The organism is Pseudoalteromonas sp. SWYJ118 (assembly GCF_015864505.1).
In the GTDB taxonomy this organism is placed as follows: domain Bacteria; phylum Pseudomonadota; class Gammaproteobacteria; order Enterobacterales; family Alteromonadaceae; genus Pseudoalteromonas; species Pseudoalteromonas arctica.
In genome coordinates this window covers 85,184-100,576 of the sequence record NZ_JADYXC010000018.1, presented here as the reverse complement: position 1 = coordinate 100,576, position 15,393 = coordinate 85,184, and the positions used below count along the sequence as shown (strand labels likewise).

The 15,393-nt window shown below is 39.5% G+C and carries 9 protein-coding genes; 5 read left to right on the top strand and 4 right to left on the bottom strand.

The features are described 5' to 3' along the window. Window positions 1–361 precede the first annotated feature (361 nt). Window positions 362–721: a DUF5522 domain-containing protein gene (locus I6F48_RS15820; protein ID WP_197119801.1), complete on the bottom strand. Its 360-nt coding sequence runs from the start codon at window positions 719–721 to the stop codon at window positions 362–364. A 43-nt stretch (window positions 722–764) separates the two neighbouring features. On the opposite strand from I6F48_RS15820, the gene I6F48_RS15815 reads away from it, so the two are divergent. Further along, complete coding sequence (locus I6F48_RS15815) at window positions 765–1,091, top strand: hypothetical protein (RefSeq protein ID WP_007581969.1); 327 nt, start codon at window positions 765–767, stop codon at window positions 1,089–1,091. A 188-nt stretch (window positions 1,092–1,279) separates the two neighbouring features. Here I6F48_RS15815 and I6F48_RS15810 read toward each other — a convergent pair whose 3' ends face one another. Next, a complete protein-coding gene (locus I6F48_RS15810; protein ID WP_033032267.1) occupies window positions 1,280–2,248 on the bottom strand; it encodes a class 1 fructose-bisphosphatase in 969 nt (322 codons plus the stop codon). 154 nt (window positions 2,249–2,402) lie between these two features. Here I6F48_RS15810 and I6F48_RS15805 point away from each other — a divergent pair, with 154 nt between their 5' ends. Then, window positions 2,403–4,832 carry a zinc-dependent metalloprotease gene (locus I6F48_RS15805; RefSeq protein WP_197119800.1) on the top strand — a complete coding sequence of 810 codons (2,430 nt, stop codon included), beginning with the start codon at window positions 2,403–2,405 and terminating at the stop codon, window positions 4,830–4,832. A 110-nt stretch (window positions 4,833–4,942) separates the two neighbouring features. On the opposite strand, the gene I6F48_RS15800 is transcribed toward I6F48_RS15805, so the two are convergent. Beyond that, a complete protein-coding gene (locus I6F48_RS15800; RefSeq protein WP_007581974.1) occupies window positions 4,943–5,716 on the bottom strand; it encodes a YggN family protein in 774 nt (257 codons plus the stop codon). Between the two features lie 335 nt (window positions 5,717–6,051). After that, the gene (rapA, locus tag I6F48_RS15795; RefSeq protein WP_024609042.1) at window positions 6,052–8,946 is read right to left on the bottom strand and encodes an RNA polymerase-associated protein RapA; all 2,895 of its coding nucleotides are present in this window, start codon (window positions 8,944–8,946) and stop codon (window positions 6,052–6,054) included. 305 nt (window positions 8,947–9,251) lie between these two features. Between rapA and I6F48_RS15790 the strand changes: the two genes are divergently transcribed. The 3 genes from I6F48_RS15790 to I6F48_RS15780 are packed head-to-tail and all read left to right on the top strand — an operon-like array spanning window position 9,252 to window position 15,393. Then, complete coding sequence (locus I6F48_RS15790; RefSeq protein WP_010553307.1) at window positions 9,252–10,649, top strand: PhoH family protein; 1,398 nt, start codon at window positions 9,252–9,254, stop codon at window positions 10,647–10,649. A 51-nt stretch (window positions 10,650–10,700) separates the two neighbouring features. Then, a complete protein-coding gene (locus tag I6F48_RS15785; protein ID WP_197119799.1) occupies window positions 10,701–14,510 on the top strand; it encodes a PAS domain-containing hybrid sensor histidine kinase/response regulator in 3,810 nt (1,269 codons plus the stop codon). Further along, the gene (locus I6F48_RS15780) at window positions 14,494–15,393 is read left to right on the top strand and encodes a diguanylate cyclase (protein WP_007581985.1); all 900 of its coding nucleotides are present in this window, start codon (window positions 14,494–14,496) and stop codon (window positions 15,391–15,393) included. The genes I6F48_RS15785 and I6F48_RS15780 overlap by 17 nt, the downstream gene beginning before the upstream one ends.

The window sequence follows — 15,393 nt, the reverse complement described above, 5'->3', positions numbered from 1 at the left end:
TCATCACATTGAGATAATGCTTTTTCAACAGCTTGAACTTTAAATTCTTGTGTAAATCGACGTCTCATTTTATCTGCCTCTATTAAAAGTTAGAGGCGACAACTATCCTGACACAGGGGGTAACAGCATTTAAAATATTACTCACAAGGAGAAGTGAAAGAGATGAAAATGAGAAGATAAAAACCAGTGCTTACTCGTATTTGAATACTATTTTTATACAATCGCTTACTCTAAAAGCGCAGTGCCTCTAAACCTCTTTGTGAATAATTGCACTTAAAAATATTATTCACAAGGAGAAGTGAAAGAGAAGAAAATAAGAAGGTAAAAACCAATGTTTGCTCGTATTTGTATTAAATGGTTTTTATTTTCTAAAACCATAAGGGCAATTTTTGCAACCATTTTTGCAGCACGAACCACGCTTTAAAAAAAACCACTTACTAAATATCATGTAACCACTTTGCATGGTGTAGTCGAGCCCTTCAATTAAATTGTCGTTACCTCTAAATTGTTTTGCAAAGTCTATTTGAGTTTTAATAGGTTGTGTATAAACACCCTTTAAAAAAGTATTTATTTTATTGAGCGTGCACTTGCGGCATAAACAACTTGTTGCTGTGATATCAAGCGGTAAAATAGCCGGCAGCTCATTGCACCAACACGCTGATATATCGTCTACATTACACGTTAGAGTACTGTGGCATTGAGCGCAGTTAAGTTGAGTCATTATAATTCTTTTTAGTAACAGTGAGCCAAGAATAACAAATATTATGAATACACAAAAAGCATTAGCTGAATTTATTACATTTGGTGAGCAAAGGGACGAAGCTATATCGGTTATCGTTTCAAGCCCTGCTGATAGCAATAAAACTCATTATACTCTCTCAACCGAGGTTTTAATTGATGTTCTTAAGCGCTGTTTAAGTAACGAAATAGACTTAGATGATTTAGAGCTTTGGGCAAACGTAATTGAATCGCGAGATGACATTGATTGTGCTGAGCATGAAGGTTTTATTTATGCGCTCAGTAATAGCGAGCAAATGGGAGAGCTTAATCATCAAAAGCTTGCTCAAATAGTTGCGTTAGTAAAAATTTGATTTGTTTAAAAAGCGAGGTGTAAAACCTCACCTACAATATGAAATATAAACTTGTAGGTGCAAATTTACTTCGCGCTCATGTAACGTGGCTTTGGTGTTTAAAAAGCTAGGTGTAATACCTCACCTACAAAAAAACCGCACTTCAATTGAATGCGGTTTTTTAAATTGAAAACAATCGTTTTAAGCGATTATTTATGATATCCCAAGCACGTCTCTACTTCGTTTTTAGAACCTAAAATAACGGCTACTCGCTGGTGGATTGCATCAGGCTGAATATCCATAATACGCTCGGTACCGGTTGATGCGATACCGCCAGCTTGCTCTACTAACATAGCCATTGGATTTGCTTCGTAAAGTAGGCGTAATTTATTTGGCTTTTTAGGATCTTTAGTGTCGGTAGGGTAAGTAAATAGACCACCACGGCTAAGTACGCGATGCACATCGCCCACCATTGCTGCAATCCAGCGCATATTAAAGTTTTTAGCGCGCGGGCCTGTATCACCTGCTAGCAAATCATCGATGTAGTTTTGCATAGCTGGTTGCCAATGGCGTTGGTTAGACGTATTAATGGCAAATTCGTTTGTATCAGCAGGAATATCAGCAAAATCTTGTGTAAGTAAAAAGCTGCCTTGTGTTTTATCAAGGGTAAACATACGCGTGCCTTTACCTGTAGTCAGCGCAAGCATTGTTGACGGGCCGTAAAGTACGTAACCTGCTGCAACTTGCTTATGACCTGGCTGCATAAAAATGCTTTGATCAGCAGCGTCAGAACCTTCAGGCGCTTCCATAATGGAAAATATAGTACCGACAAGCGAGTTAATATCGGTATTTGACGAGCCATCGAGTGGATCAAATGCCACTATGAATTTAGCGTCTGGGTTACCTGCTACTGTGTAGTCTTCTTCTTCAGAAGCGATTGCTTTAACCGTACCTGATTCCAGTAAAATATCTTTTAACAGCTGATTAGATAATACATCGAGCTTTTTTTGAGTTTCACCTTGAATGTTTTCATCAAGGGTTGAGCCCAATACGCCAGAAAGCGCGCCTTGACCAACGCGAAACGAAATTTCTTTACATGCCGCTAAAATTGTTCGAATTAATGATAAAAGTTCTCTTGAACAACCATCTTCAAGTAATACTGGAGGGAGTCTACGCATTCTATTTTCCTGATAACGTGTTAAAACCAATCATAATGTGAGAGAGATTAGCTTAGAGCGCTGAAATTCGTCTTAAATAACTGTATTGTTTAAATAGCACCCTATAATGGGACCACCTAATCGTACTTAAAACACAAATAACAAAGATAAGATTATGAAAAAAATACCACTACTAAGTTACATATTCTTTACTGTGCTGTGCTCTATCATAACTCAAGCGCACGCAGCAATTAAGTCAATTGATGAATTTACTACGCAAATGAATCATTTTCCGGGCTATTATTCGTTTTTTTACGATACCCAAAACGGAAAAGTATATTTAAAAGTTGATAAGTTTGAACAACAATTTTTACTGCAGCAAAGCTTGCCTTACGGTATTGGCTCTAACGACATAGGCCTTGATAGAGGTCAGCTTGGTAATACTCACCTTGTGCAGTTTGAGCGTTTTGGCGACAAAGTAATGCTGCGGGCTGTAAATACTTACTATCGTGCCAACACAAGTAACAAGGCCGAACAGCAAAGTATTAAAGAGGCGTTTGCATCAAGTATACTTGCTGGTTTTAAAGTGGTCGCAGAAGATAAAGCCACAGCACTTATTGATTACACACCTTATTTATTAAGTGATGTACACGGCGTAAGCCGAACGCTTGCGGCGCGTAAGCAAGGTAACTTTAGCCTTGATGAGTCACGTAGCGCCGTTTATATGAATCGCTCAAAAGCATTTGTAAAAAACACCGAGCTTGAAGCTGTACTTACATTTAAAGGCACAAAACCAGGTGAATTTGTTCGCCAAGTAAGTGCCGACCCTTATGCGCTTACTGTTCATATGCATCATTCACTTATTCAATTACCAGATGATAACTACACGCCCCGTAAGTTTAATCCGCAATCAGGTTTTTGGAGTATAGAACATAAAGATTACGCAGCGCCGCTTGGTGAGTCTATGTACGTGCGTTATATACCACGCCATCGTTTAACTAAAAAGGACTCAAGTTTACCTATTAGCGAGCCTGTAGAACCTATTGTTTATTATTTAGATCCTGGCGTTCCAGAGCCCGTTAAAAGCGCTTTGCTTGAAGGTGGAAAGTGGTGGAACGACGCATTTACGGCTGCAGGATATAAAAATGCATTTATAGTAAAAGTGCTGCCAAGTAGTGCCGACCCTATGGATATTCGGTACAACGTAATTCAATGGGTACACCGTGCAACGCGTGGTTGGTCATACGGTAGTTCGGTGATCGACCCACGTACAGGTGAAATACTTAAAGGGCATGTAACACTCGGCTCATTGCGTGTTCGCCAAGATATTTTAATAGCCGAAGCACTCGCTGCTCCTTATTTAAAAGGCAATGAAGTTGCTAAAAACTTGCAAGCAATGGCGCTTGATCGTATTCGCCAATTAAGCGCACATGAAATTGGCCACACGTTAGGTATTTCTCATAACTTTGCAGCATCGGTAGGGGATAGAGCCTCAGTAATGGATTACCCACATCCGCTACTTAGTTTTAATGAACAAGGTAAGCTTGATGTAACGCGCGGCTATGCAACAGGCATGGGCGTGTGGGATACCCAGGTAATTAAATATGGCTATAGCGATTTTACTAACCAAGATGAAAGCGCAGAACTTGCTGCTATTTTAAAAGAGAACAAAGCCAAAGGCCTTGAGTTTATATCAGATAGTGATGCTCGTGCTAAAGGTGGCGCGCATCCAACAGCTCATTTATGGGATAACGGCACTAATCCTTCGCAGGAACTTTTAAGAGTACTCGACGTACGTAAAAAAGCACTTTCGCAGTTTGGTATTAATAATATTAAAACGGGCGACTCATTATCGCAATTAGAGGAAAAACTAGTTCCGCTTTATCTGTTTCACCGCTTTCAGGTTGAGGCTGCAGTGAAACTTATAGCCGGTGTTGATTACGAATACGAAACACGCGGTGACTCACCCGTAAAAGGCGCACAAGTCGTTAATAAAAAAACACAGCAAGAAGCAGTAAACGCTATTTTTGCAACGCTTAAGCCAAGTAACTTATTACTTCCTGAATCTGTGTTATCGCTAATTCCGCCAAAAGCATATGGCGAGTCTAAATCGCGCGAGAGCATAGTTGGACGCACAGGGTTAACGCTCGATGCAATGGCATTACCCGAGGTTGCAGTGCAGCACAGCTTGTCGCTTTTATTAAATGCACAGCGTTTAAATCGCTTAGCGCAGCAACAAGCGCGTAGTAATGACTCTTATAGTTTAGATGAGTTACTTGAGGAGCTATATAGCCAAGTGTTTAACGTGTCATCACCTAATACAATGACAGGTAAAATCACTCAGCGCGTGCAATTTTTAACTGCAAAAACCATGGCTGATTTAGTAGCAAGCGATAGTGCAAGCCCTGAAGTGCAAGCGCAGTTACGTTACTACTTAGTTAAGTTGAGTGAAGACTTTAACCAAAACTCAATGCTGAGCCATACAAGTACTGGCGAGAGTGCGTTTAAGCAATATTTAGCTGAGCAAATAAATCAGTTTTTAATTAAAGGGCAATGGCCAAACAACTTTAAAGTGCTGCCAATCCCACCGGGCTCACCAATTTAGAATAAAAAGTAGAAGCGCTTATTTTTAATCAATCATTTAATCAATCATAAAGCAAAACACCGAGTATGTTCATACTCGGTGTTATTTTATTCTAAAAACGAATACGTACTCTAAGACTTTATTTGCACTAAATCGTAATCGGCCATACCAGGTACTATTGCTTGTAAGCGAGATTCGGTTACATCGAGTGCATTTAAACATTCGCAATACTCAGAAGCTTTAAGCTCTAATTGATGCGCCTTTTTTTGTAGCGACTTATCAATTTCTCTTGAGATAATATCCATGCGTTGCCCCATGTCGTTAATACGATCTTCTATATTACCTTCGCGCGATTTAAACGCATCCCCGAGTGATACCAAAATAGCACCTAACGATCCATGCACTGCAGAGTGAATTTGCTGGCTGATCTCTTTAGTAAAAAAATCATCTATTTGCGAAAGTGATTGAGGGGCTATAAAAAAGAAGTCATCGCCGCGCTTAAACTTATCCATTAGCGCGCGCTCTACATACTTTAGTTGTGTTTTTAGTACTTCAGGCTCTTTATCTGACATACCTTCAACTACGTGTTCAATAGCGCTTAAACCTAAGTTAACACCATCGGTAGCCAGGTTTACTAATTCGGGGACTGTGTGGCGAATACCATTACTAAACTGTTCGAGTACTTTGCTTTCGTCATCGCTTAAATCAACCCAATAACCGCGAATAAATAGTTGGTTATTGTTATTAATTTGTACACGAGTCTGGCCTTTATCTAATATGCGAATCGCATCGTCAGTAATAATTAAACCATGACGTAATTCAACATCGCATTGGGCTTGAGCAAAGACACTGCTGCTTGAGAGCGCTATGGACAACGCCAATATCGAACGAGATAGAAACGCCATAAACACCTCAAAAAGACTAAAATGGAAGGCGAGTAGGTTAACAAAAAAACAACTTTATGCAAGGGAAAATAAACCTATCAACTATCTCACACAATAGCTGTATAGAGCGCAGCTTGATTTTTTAGATACGGCTATGTTGAGTAAAATCAACAGTACAACAAAGGACTTAGTATAAAGCTAAATAGGTAGTGTTAGCTCACATCTAAATAAGAACACGTGGTTTTAAAAATGAAGTTTAAATAGATACAGCTATTTAGTTAATTAAGCTTTTAATAGCTGACTCCAAATTTACTTTGGAGTCAGCTTAAAAGGCTAGCGGTTAAAAGCCAAAATCTCTAGTGTGAAACTACTATTAATCGAATTGCATCAAGTTGTAACTGCGTTTTTTCAATATACGTAGTTAGGTCGTTGCGTTGCTTATCGTAGAAGGTAATTTCTTCTTGGCGAATATTCGGGTTAATTTGCTTAAGGGCAACAAGTCGTTCTTGCTCTTCACTGAGTGACGTTTGCATTTTAACAAGCGACGCTGCACGAATAACTTCAAGTTTTTCTTGTGCCATATCTTTAGCGGTAGTAATCATAGGGTGAACAGCACTTTGCAATGCACCTGCAAGTTTACTTGCTGTTTGGCGGCCAACGGCTGATAACTGCTGATTAAAGCCTTCAAATGCCACATTCTCACCTAAATTATTACCTGCTTTATCTAGCAATATACGAATTGGTGTAGGCGGTAAAAAGCGACCAACTTGTAATACTTTTGGTGCCATTGCTTCTGCAACAAAAATAAGCTCAACAAAAAAGGTACCAGGCGGTAACTTTTTGTTTTTAAGCAATGCAACCGATGCGCTACCAAAGTCGTCGTCACAAATCATATCCATGGTGCCTTGCACCATTGGGTGATCCCAACTAACAAAGTGCACGTCTTCTTGTGAAAGCGCCGTGTCGCGATCAAAGGTAACGGTCATACCGTCTTCTTTAAGCGATGGGAATGATGGGTTTAACATATGTTCAGTCGGCTTTAAGATAATGGTATTTTCGCCTTTATCTTCTTGGCTTACGCCAAATGTGTCGAACACGTTGATCATGTAGCTTGGTAATTCAAACTGATTGTCGAGTTTTTCGATTTCAGCTACAAGTGAATCTGCAGCACCTTGACCCGATGAATGTAGCTCTAGTAAACGATCTCGTCCGCTTTCCATTTTTTTACGCAGTACTGCATTTTGCTGTGCTACTTGCTCAAGTAATGGATCGAGTTCGTCTTCATCGCAGTTATGCGCAGAAATATATTCAAGTAGATCATCACGGAACTCTTTATAAAGCATTTGGCCTGTTGACGAGGTAGATTCGAATGCGTCTAGACCTTCGTTGTACCAACGTAGCAATACTTCTTGAGCGGTGTTTTCAAAATATGGAACATGAATGTTCACATCTTGTGTTTGACCTATACGGTCTAATCGACCAATACGCTGCTCTAGTAAATCTGGGTTCAATGGTAAATCAAACAACACTAAGTGATGCGAGAACTGGAAGTTACGACCTTCTGAGCCAATTTCTGAACACAATAATATTTGTGCATTATCGTACTCGTCTGCAAAAAATGCAGCAGCGCGGTCACGCTCAATAATAGACATACCTTCGTGAAATACCGATGCTTTAATTGCTTCGCGCTCACGCAGTATTTGCTCAAGGCTGATAGCTGTTTCAGCTTTAGCACATATAAGCAGTACTTTTTCGCGCTTAAGCGTTTTAAGAGTGTCGATTAACCAATCTACACGTGGATCGAATAGACCCCAGCTTGCGCTTTCGCCTTCAAACTCTTGAAATATTTTTTCAGGAAAAAGAGCACGGTGTGCACTTAGTTCAGGGTTTTGAATGCCGCCCATGTTACCAAGAACCGACATAGCCGTTTTATACTGCTTTGGCAATGCCATTGGGTAGGCGTGTAATTTACGACTTGGGTAGCCATCAATGCCGCTGCGGCTATTTCTGAATAATATACGACCTGTGCCGTGGCGATCGAGCAGCATGTTAAGTATTTCTTTACGTGCGGGTAAATCACCTTGCTGTGCTTTTTCAAGAATATCAGTAATATCGGTTTCTTTTAATAGCTCAATTAGCGTGGCTTTGGCTGTGTCGTCTAGCCCTTGCTCTTGCAGTAATTGATTTGCAGCTTCAGCAACGTCTTTATAATTTGCTTCTTCTTCTTTAAACACGTCGTAGTCGTAAAAACGGTCAGGATCGAGTAACTGTAAACGTGCAAAGTGGCTGCTGTGACCAAGTTGATCAGGCGTTGCTGTAAGTAAGATAAGGCCAGGAATATCTTGGCTAAGCTCTGCCATACGTTGGTATTCTGAGCTTGGCTTGCCGTTATTTATACTTAGGTGATGGGCTTCATCTATAACTAGTAAATCCCAATCAGCAAGCGTTGCTTGTTCAAACCAGCGTTTTTTCTTGGTTAAAAACTCAAGACTGGTAAGTACCAATTGCTCTGTATCAAACACGTTTGGAGAATCTGCAAACGCTTCGTCGCAGCGTTCTTCATCAAAAATAGAAAAATGTAAGTTAAAGCGGCGTAGCATTTCTACTAACCATTGGTGCTGTAGATTTTCTGGTACAACAATAAGTACGCGGCTCGCACGACCACTAATAATTTGTTGATGTAGTATCATGCCCGCTTCAATTGTTTTACCAAGGCCTACTTCATCTGATAAAAGTACGCGTGGTGCAAAACGTTTGCCCACTTCTTGGGCAATGTAAAGCTGGTGAGGAATAAGATTAGCACGTTGACCAATTAAGCCTTTAATAGGCGATTGTTCACGTTCAAATTTATGTAACCACGTTTGGTAGCGAAGTGTATAGCGATCAAAACGATCGACTTGGCCCGCAAATAAACGATCTTGTGGTTTATTAAACTTAATAAAATGATCTAAAAAGGTTTCTTTAAGCTTGGCAGTTTCGCCGTTATCAACACGGGTGCCGTGATAACACAGTAACTCGCCTTGTACTTCAATAGACTCTACTTCTAATTCCCATTCTTCAACGCTTTTGATCACATCGCCAGGATTAAATGCCACACGGGTAACAGGTGCTTCTGCCGAAGAATAAACACGGCTCTCACCACTGGCAGGAAATAATATGCTGACCTGACGGCCTTCAATGGCAACAACTGTGCCTAATCCTAAATCTGACTCTGTATCACTGATCCAACGCTGACCTAAGGAAAAATTCATGTATGTCTCGTCTATGATGAAAAAGGCGGCTATGTTACCTGTAAGCTAACACCACTGCAAGGCGCTATTTGGCTCACTTTTAATTAATTTTGTAAGTGTTAATTATTACTATTAAAACAACTTGTTTATGACTCTTTTTTAGGTAAATCAAAACTAATTACAGTTTGTAATAAAACGGACTTTTATGACAAATAGACTAAACTTACATTATGCCTTGGCAATTAAGTATTGCAGGTTTAAGTTTTGCCCGTTTTACTTAGTTATTTTGGTATAGCATAAAAATCATAAAACGTAAGGAAAGTGCTATGGAAAAAGCTTCGAACCTTGAAAGTAAAATGTATGTGCTAGATACCAACGTACTACTTCACGAACCCCTCGCTTATTTGTCTTTTCAAGAACATGACGTTGTAATTCCGATGACGGTGCTTGAAGAGCTCGACCACATAAAAGACAGAAAACACGACGTAAGCCGTGATGCGCGCGTCGCTATTCGTGGATTGGATGAAGTACTTAAAAATGCAACGCCTGAACAAATGCTACAAGGCGTGGCGCTGCCGAGTAACAAAAAGGCAAAAGCGAGCTCTGCAGGTACCCTCATTATTGTAAACGACCATTTATTTGCCGACTCGATTTCTGGTTTGCCGGGTAACGAAAACGACCATCGTATTATTAATTGCGCCGTGTATTTACAAAAGCAGCACAGTGATTCAAAAGTTATATTAGTAACAAAAGACATAAACATGCGTTTAAAGGCCAAAGGCGCAGGGCTTAAATATGTTGAGGATTACCGTACCGATCAACTTATTGACGATATCAGCTTACTCACTAGTGGTTATAAAAAAATTGAAGGTGATTTTTGGGACCATGTAGGGGAATGTAATACGCAGCAACACGGACGAGATACGCTTCATCATGTGCCTAAAAACTTAATACCTGATGTATTTTGTAATGAATATTTACTTGATGGAGGGGATCAGTTTGCGGCGCGTGTTAAATCGTACGATGACGAGCACATAACGCTAAAAGATATTGGTGTTGAGCGTTTAATGCATCAACAAGCATGGGGCGTTAAGCCCAAAAATATTTATCAGGGAATGGCGCTTGATGCGCTGCTGGATACAAGTATTGAACTTGTTATTTTAACCGGCCCTGCGGGGTGTGGTAAAACCTTGTTAGCGCTTGCCAGCGCCCTTGAAATGGTCATCGAAAAAGGTATTTACGATAAAGTAATAGTTACCCGTAATACGCCAGAAATAGCAGAGTCCATTGGCTTTTTACCAGGCACCGAAGAGGAAAAAATGGCGCCATGGCTCGCAGCCATTACCGATACGCTGGAGGTATTGCACAAAGGCGACGAAAATCCGATATCAAGCCGAAACTACATTATGGAGAAGGCTAATGTTCAGTTTAAATCGGTTAACTTTATGCGTGGGCGTAGCATTCAAAATGCGGTGGTAATTTTAGATGAGAGCCAAAATTTAACGGCATCTCAACTTAAAACGATTATTACCCGCTGCGGCGAAGGTACTAAATTAATTTGTACGGGTAACTTGGCGCAAATTGATAGTAACTATTTAACGCCAGTAACATCGGGCTTAACGTACATAGTAGAGCGCTTTAAAAACTTTGAAGGCAGCGCAACTATAAACCTCAACGGTGTTGTACGTAGTCGCTTAGCGTCATTTGCAGAAGAAAATTTATAACTTGCGCTTAACAAATTGGCTCGATAGTCTATCGATTGATTTTCGAGCCAAATGGCAGGCAGTACATTGAATTTTTTACCTCTGAAGCATTATTATCGTTCATTATTTATTGCGCTTTTAGTGCCATTGATTGTCGCTTTTTTACTGTGCTTGCACTTATATAATATAAAGCTTGAGCGGACGGTTGAAAAACGCGAAGCCGATTTTACGAATGTTTCAGCACAGGTTACTCACGGGATGGAGTCGGTGAGTAATCTACTCACCACCATGTTTAGCTTATACGAACAAACGACCTATCCAAAAATAAACCAAAGCTTACTCGAGGGCATAAATCAATATGATGGTTACTATTACCGTCACTTTAGTGAGCAAGGCACTGAAATTGTAGGTAAGGGGGAGTTTGCGTTATCTGCTAAGGCATTAATGCAGTGGCAGCAGGCTATTACATTAGGGCCTTCGTTTAATACAACGCTTGCATTAATGCAGTCGTTGTCTGCTGTAGCATATGTTGATAATAATGGCTTTGCTTATGTAAGCAGGCGCAACAAAAGCCAAAGTTTAATGCTTACTGAAATTCTAAATGGAAAATTCAAGCCAAAATTTTCACCAAACAAACTTACTTCAAGTCCCATTGTTAAAGTGAATGATAAATCGTATTTTGCTATTGGCCGACAACGAAGCACTGGCTCAGCCGATTACATTATTTTGATTTATGATGTTCAGGCAATTTCTGGGTGGTTAAAAAAGGTTTCACCGAACAGTGGTGAATATGTTTTTATGAACCAATCACATCAAGTTATCGCCAGCTCTAAACAGTTAATAGAGCAAGCAACAGCATTAAAAAATTATTGGCCTGATTTGGCCCAGCACCATAGTAAAAAAACAGTATTAACTAGTGATAGTAATTACTTTATGCAGCCTATGAATGAGTTACCTATTCACGCAGCATTTTACGAGCATAAACCTCAATTAATAAGCCCAATTAAGTATGAAATACTATTAGAGTTTGCATTTTTAACGCTATTTTTAAGTATTATGTTTGGTGTGTTTTTTTGGTTAAGTCAGCGCATTTTTATTAAGCCAATGACTCACTTAATGTCGTACCTAGAGAGTAACGGTACACAGCAAGAAGTGCAGCTCGATTATAAAGTACCGCTGAGCTGGCAGCCTTGGTTTTCTAAAGTGAAGCGTGTATTTACTAAAAACAAACAGTTAGTTGATTCATTACAAAGTGCAAATAAAGCTCTGGACGACCAGGTTCAGTTGCAATCAGAAAAACTAAGCCGCAGTTACGAAGCAAAAGAGCGCCACTTGGCTTTGCTCAACACTATGCTAAACAGTGTGCCAGATCTTATTTATTTTAAAAATATTGATGGATCATTCTTAGGATGCAATAAAGCATTTGAGGCGTACATCGGTAAAGATCAAACTGCATTAGTCGGTAAATATGTAGATGATTTAGGTGATAACGATCAACAAATAAATGCGCTTGAAAAACAAGTATTACAAAATAGAAACAGTGTTGAACAGCGAATAGAAACCGATAAAAAAACGTATCAACTTACTATTGCACCTTTTTATAACGAGCACCAACATCTGTTGGGGACTATGGGGATTGGTCGCGATATTACCGAACAGCAACAAGCATTATTGGCCTTAAAAGCATCAGAATCTAAATTTAGAAGTGCGATTGAATTTGCGGCTAACTGTGTGGTTTTACTCTCGCTTGAGCACACAATATTACAAGTAAATAAAGCGGCAAGAAAGCAGTTTTCTGAACAGCCAGTACTGGTTGGTGAGCAGTTAAAAGCATTGTTTGACGATACTCAATGGCAGCAAATAAAAAGCACTTTAGCGCAATTGCTAGATGACAAAAAACGCGTATACCACTTAACGCTTGCTCAAGGGCGCTTAACAAGTTGGTTGCAACTGAGTGTATCGCTTGTATGGGATGAAAACCGCGACCCAGCTTATTACGTTATTCACATTCAGGATGTGAGCGCATTAACTAAATCGAAACTAGATGCCGAACGAGCAACCCTTGCTAAAAGTCGCTTTATAGCCAATTTAAGTCATGAAATACGCACTCCTCTTAATGCTGTTTTAGGGCTGCTTGATATGCTTATTGAGCAAGGATTAACGCAAAAGCAATTACAACAAACGGATCAAGCTAAGCATGCAGCACAAAGCTTGTTGCTAATGCTCAATAGAATGCTTGATTTTGCACGCATAGAAAGTTCGCAAACCGATTTAAAACAAGCATCTTTTAGCATGGTTGAGCTGGTGGATATTTGTGAAAGTTTAACGGCTCCATTGTGCGAAGGAAAAGGTATTGAATTTGTTATTGATATTGACCCGTTAATAGCGACTGATTTGATATGCGACAGTATACGTTTACAGCAAATATTAGGTAACTTATTAACAAATGCTGTTAAGTTTACGAAAACAGGTTCTATCACTTTAAAAATGGAACTTATTGAAAGCGATAGCCTAGAGCAGCAACACATTTGCTTTAAAGTAATTGATACGGGGATGGGTATAGATGAAGCCGATCAAAGGCGTTTATTTGACGCCTTTACGCAAGGTGATGAGTCTTCAACACGTATACATCATGGTGTTGGGTTAGGTTTAGCGATTGTTAAACATGCGGTGTCATTAATGGGAGGGGAGATTGCTTTAAAGAGTAAAAAAGGCCATGGCTGTGAGTTTTACTTCAGCGTTAGCTTTTTGGTTGATACCACTAAAAATACGATGTTACCGACTAATACATTGGCTATTTTATCGGATCAAAGTAAAGAGCTTAAGCAAGTAACAAATGCTTATGCAAAGCTTGCTAATATTAATTTAGATGAAGTACTCAAATACCCAATTAAGCTCTCCAATACTCAGCAAATAATAATCGATGCGGCCGATTTACCTGCACTTTTAAATGTTGAAGCAATTAATGATTCGTTATCAGCTAAAGAAACATCGGTAATTATTATTAATCATCAGCACACACTTAATTTACCAACAAGTGAGCATTTAGCTGCGCATCACGTTAAAGCATCGGCATTGGGACAAAGGCTATTTAGCTTGAACTCTCAGCAACAGCCTGAAGCTAGTACCAATGCCGTAATATATAATATTGCTGAAACTAAAGTTGATATATCGGGTCTACTTGTATTAGCCATTGATGATAATCAACTTAATTTAGAAATAATTAGCAGTGTATTACGCCAAGCAAACGTAAGTGTTGTTACTGCTTTAAGCGCATCTATCGGCATGGAATTATTGCAAGTTTTAAAGCCTGACTTAATATTGATGGATGTGCAAATGCCGCAAATAGATGGCTGCCAAGCTACGGCTTTAATTCGTCAACAGTTTGACGCAAAGCAACTGCCTATTTTTGCTTTAACGGCTCATTGTGAACCCGCTGATATTGAACGTTCTTTAAAGTGCGGTATGAATAAGCATTTAACTAAACCAGTTGTTGCTAAGGTACTTATTGATGCAATTGCCGATTTAAACTTAGTTAAACCAAGCTTTTTTGAAAAATCATTCGCATTAACGCAGTTTAGTATGGATGAAAAGCTCCTCAATACAATGATTGGTAAATTTGCTAATTTATGCGAAACCCAGCTATTGCAAATAGAAGAAACAACCAATAAGGATGATTTGGTACGCTTAGTGCATAGTATAAAAGGTGTAGCAGGTAATTTAGGCTTTAGACGATTGTCTCACTGCGCTTTATTGTGTGAAAGAACACTTAAAACAACTAACAAGCCTGTTGAAATAACACTGAAAGAGCTTATTATGCATTTAGAACAGGTAATTGTTTTTATAAAAGGGGTAGGGGCTAGGGATGTCGAAAAGAGCTAAAGTACTTATTGTAGATGATGATCCAATCAACAGATTAGTACTTGAAAAAACACTTAAAGTAGAACACGACGTATTCTTAGTTGAAAGTGGTGAAAAAGCACTGACCTTTGTAAAAACTGCGCAAGTTGATTTAATTATCCTTGATGTGATTATGCCAGGAATTGACGGCTATGAAGTGCTTGTGCAACTTAAAGAAAATCCGATAACTCAATCGATCCCCGTTATATTTATATCAGCTAATCGTAGCCATGACGACGAAGCTAAGGGCCTAGAGCTCGGTGCTATGGATTATATCACCAAGCCATTTAGCCCTTCTATTGTGCGTGTTAGGGTTCGTAACCAATTACTTATAAAGCAAAAAAATGATCTGCTAGAGATGTTAGCCTCAATCGACGGCTTAACTGAAATCCCAAATAGACGCTACCTAGACGAAAACTTAGCTCGTGAATGGCGCCGAAGTAAACGCAGTGGAACCCCGCTATCGGTGTTACTTATGGATATAGACCACTTTAAGCGTTACAACGATTGCTACGGACATCGTGCTGGCGATGAATGTTTAAAGGATGTTGCACAAGCACTCGCAGCTCAATGTGAACGTGGTAGTGACTTTATAGCTCGTTATGGTGGTGAAGAATTTGCAGCTGTATTACCTGGAATGAATAGGCATGAGGCTATGGAGTTTGCTAACAAATTACGCAATGCTGTAAATGCTTTGAATATAGAACATAAAGGCTCATTAAATGCAGACCACATCACTATTAGTATAGGTATCGCCACCACTCAAAGTGGTAAAGTGTATGCTGAGCAAGCGTTATTAGAAGAGGCCGATTTAGGCCTATATGCCGCTAAAGATGCAGGGCGAGATAGAATAGTTGCACTCTAA

Excerpts from the sequence above, each read along its gene's own strand:
- I6F48_RS15820 (WP_197119801.1), bottom strand. The coding sequence starts at position 721 with ATGACTCAACTTAACTGCGCTCAATGCCACAGTACTCTAACGTGTAAT.
- I6F48_RS15815 (WP_007581969.1), top strand. The coding sequence starts at position 765 with ATGAATACACAAAAAGCATTAGCTGAATTTATTACATTTGGTGAGCAA.
- I6F48_RS15810 (WP_033032267.1), bottom strand. The coding sequence starts at position 2,248 with ATGCGTAGACTCCCTCCAGTATTACTTGAAGATGGTTGTTCAAGAGAA.
- I6F48_RS15805 (WP_197119800.1), top strand. The coding sequence starts at position 2,403 with ATGAAAAAAATACCACTACTAAGTTACATATTCTTTACTGTGCTGTGC.
- I6F48_RS15800 (WP_007581974.1), bottom strand. The coding sequence starts at position 5,716 with ATGGCGTTTCTATCTCGTTCGATATTGGCGTTGTCCATAGCGCTCTCA.
- rapA (WP_024609042.1), bottom strand. The coding sequence starts at position 8,946 with ATGAATTTTTCCTTAGGTCAGCGTTGGATCAGTGATACAGAGTCAGAT.
- I6F48_RS15790 (WP_010553307.1), top strand. The coding sequence starts at position 9,252 with ATGGAAAAAGCTTCGAACCTTGAAAGTAAAATGTATGTGCTAGATACC.
- I6F48_RS15785 (WP_197119799.1), top strand. The coding sequence starts at position 10,701 with ATGGCAGGCAGTACATTGAATTTTTTACCTCTGAAGCATTATTATCGT.
- I6F48_RS15780 (WP_007581985.1), top strand. The coding sequence starts at position 14,494 with ATGTCGAAAAGAGCTAAAGTACTTATTGTAGATGATGATCCAATCAAC.